The sequence below is a fragment of the Microcystis sp. LE19-84.1B genome, from assembly GCF_027531875.1.
Lineage (GTDB): Bacteria > Cyanobacteriota > Cyanobacteriia > Cyanobacteriales > Microcystaceae > Microcystis > Microcystis panniformis.
Map to the genome: position 1 here is coordinate 1 of NZ_JAPZSR010000040.1, position 2,689 is coordinate 2,689.

The 2,689-nt window shown below is 40.3% G+C and carries 3 protein-coding genes and 1 pseudogene; 2 read left to right on the forward strand and 2 right to left on the reverse strand.

Annotation, left to right across the window (positions count from 1 at the left end):
* Positions 1-134: 134 nt before the first annotated feature.
* A pseudogene (locus O9324_RS02105) lies at positions 135-527 on the reverse strand (pirin family protein); the annotation flags it as partial.
* Between the two features lie 160 nt (positions 528-687).
* On the opposite strand from O9324_RS02105, the gene O9324_RS02110 reads away from it, so the two are divergent.
* Positions 688-780, forward strand: coding sequence for a PEP-CTERM sorting domain-containing protein (locus O9324_RS02110; protein WP_288139363.1), 93 nt, complete (start codon positions 688-690; stop codon positions 778-780).
* 216 nt (positions 781-996) lie between these two features.
* On the opposite strand, the gene O9324_RS02115 is transcribed toward O9324_RS02110, so the two are convergent.
* Positions 997-1,641: a Uma2 family endonuclease gene (locus O9324_RS02115; RefSeq protein WP_043996833.1), complete on the reverse strand. Its 645-nt coding sequence runs from the start codon at positions 1,639-1,641 to the stop codon at positions 997-999.
* On the opposite strand from O9324_RS02115, the gene O9324_RS02120 reads away from it, so the two are divergent.
* Positions 1,640-2,533: an enediyne biosynthesis protein UnbU gene (locus O9324_RS02120; protein WP_287627696.1), complete on the forward strand. Its 894-nt coding sequence runs from the start codon at positions 1,640-1,642 to the stop codon at positions 2,531-2,533. The two genes, O9324_RS02115 and O9324_RS02120, sit on opposite strands and share 2 nt — an antisense overlap.
* Positions 2,534-2,689: the final 156 nt, after the last annotated feature.

The following is a 2,689-nucleotide window of genomic DNA, read 5'->3' on the forward strand; positions in this document are numbered from 1 at the left end:
TGAAATGGGGCGAAAGTCTGTGGACTCTGTGTAAGACAGTACATGGTTTTTTAACTGTGGTATGCGACGGTGGTGGAAGCAGAAACTTAAATCGTGAGGTTTAGGAATCGCCGCACTTTTAGGGCGGCGAGGATGTCAAAACTGGGTTCTAGATTTTTTTGGTCGGGAATAATCCAAATTTGCAGAAGATGGAGGGGATTAGTGGCAGAATGATTAAATTCACTGTGTTTTATCCCTGTTCCCGCGCTCATCCGTTGAATTTCACCGTGTCGAATCACGGAACCCGTGCCGAGACTGTCTTGGTGTTCTAGTTCTCCCGCCAAAACATAGGTTAAAATCTCCATATCCTGGTGTCCGTGGGTGTGAAATCCTTTTCCCCCAAGGACTTTATCCTCGTTAATAACTCTTAGACTCCTAAAATTAATCTGTTGGGGATCATAATATTGGGCAAAAGAAAAAGTATGATAGGTATCTAACCAACCATAGTTAGCGTGGCCTCTTTCCTCAGCTTTGCGTATAGTAATCATCGGTTTTCCTCTTTTTTATTTCTATATTCCTAGTCTATAAAATATTGCCAAAAATGATAAGTAGGCACTAAAAAGTCAGATAGTTACCTTGAGGTCATCATTAGGGCAATGTTATTAAATTTTATGGATTTTGACTGGGAGCCATTATTTTGAAACAGCTATGACGACTCCCGAACCTTCAACTGTATTAGGCTTAATTGCGGTGGGTATCGGTGGTTTATTCGGCGTTAAGCGCAAAAAAGAGCCAAAATAAGCCTTCGATCGCTTCTTTTTGACCAAGAAAAAGCCCCCAATTGGGGGCTGAGGAAGAATGTAGTTACTTGTTGGAGTATAGCAAATCATGTCGAGAATTGGCAAATATAGCGCGATTTTTGTTTATTATTGCGGTAAAAACGCCTAACTGTAGCATTTGGGCAGATTACTTCATAAGTTGCAGTTCAGCTTGCTTGATCGAGATTTCAGGTCGAACTTAAGCCAAATCTCGCCAATCTATCCCTAGATCTTGTAACTTCTGGGCCATCTTTTCTGCCACTTCTTCAGGGGTGGGAACAAGTTTACCTTCAGGGGTAAAAAAGCGTAATTGGCTGTCATGAACCCCTAAAAATAATTCTAACTGTTGACTCCATAACCAACCCTGTTTATTCGCTGCAATTTCTTCGTATTTTCCTGCCATCAACTGAAACCCCTTAAATTCTAAACTGGTGGGATCAAACCAAAAATAATTAGGAGTCCGGAAAGTTTCCTGATAAATTTCTTTCTTGAGACCTCGATCGGTTTCTGCCGTTGAATCAGACAAAATCTCGATGATGACATGGGGATATTTCCCCTCTTCTTCCCACACTACCCAACTTTTACGGGGTTTTCTTGCTACTCCCAAAACCACAAAAAAATCAGGACCTCTAAAATATTCTGATTTTCGTTGATTGGGACTGTAATAAATAGTCAGATTACCAAAAGCATAGAAATCTTGGCGGTCTTTCCATAAGAACTCTAGTGATTGGATCAAAAGCATCAATTGACGCAGATGTAACTCTGTTTCCATAGGGGGTTCATCACTCAGTAAATCACTTTTGGGAAAGATAATTTCCTTTAACTCATCTTCAACAATAACCATGACGACCACTCAATTATTTAATCTTCCCTATTTTAGCTCTTCAGTAGAGCGTTCTACTGTTTCCTATCAACCTAATCGTTTAGCAGGATTACGACGCTTTGCCATAGCGATTACCTTTCTCAATATTTTAGGTCATACCGTCCTCGGATTTGAACAATCTTGGGCGCAACCTCTGGTGGCTTTAGCAACAGGTTACAGCGTAGAATTATTATTAGAAAGCGTTGATGCTGGGGTAAATGGCTTTAAACCTAGATATTTAGGAAGTATGGGTCAGTTTATCGATTTTCTGCTTTCTGCCCATATTACCTCATTAGCGATCGCTATGTTACTCTATGCTAATGAGCGTTTATTTCCGATTATGTTTGCAGTAGCGGTGGCTATCGGCTCTAAAGCAATTTTTCGGTTAAAAGTGGCAGATAAAACCCGTCATTTTCTCAATCCTTCTAATTTTGGTATTAGCGTTACCTTACTCTTATTTCCTTGGATTGGCATCGCGCCCCCCTATCAGTTTACCGAGAATTTAAGCGGTTGGGCAGATTGGATTTTACCCGTCTTAATTGTTTGTACGGGAACGTTTTTAAATGCCCGTTTTACTCGTAAATTGCCTTTAATTGCGGGATGGTTAGGGGCTTTTATCTTACAAGCAATCCTTAGAAGTGCTATCTTTCAGACACCGTTAATCCCCGCCCTATTACCCATGACAGGGGTGGCTTTTGTCCTCTTTACTTTCTATATAGTAACTGATCCAGGAACAACACCAATTAACCACCGTGAGCAGATAATTTTCGGGGCATCTGTAGCCGTTGCTTATGGCACTTTGATGTCCTTTCACATTGTTTTTGGGATGTTTTTCGGATTGACGCTGGGTAATGATTCGGTAGTAGTGGCGTAGCTCTCTTGCTTACCTGGTATGAATTGTGTAAAATATTTATTAATAAAAATAATTGGAACCCGCTCAGTCTTTAAACCTCTAGCTTGCTCATGACTTTTCTGATAAATATCTTTTGCAGAAAAATAAAAAACAGAAAGCGGAAAAAGAAGCAAAGCT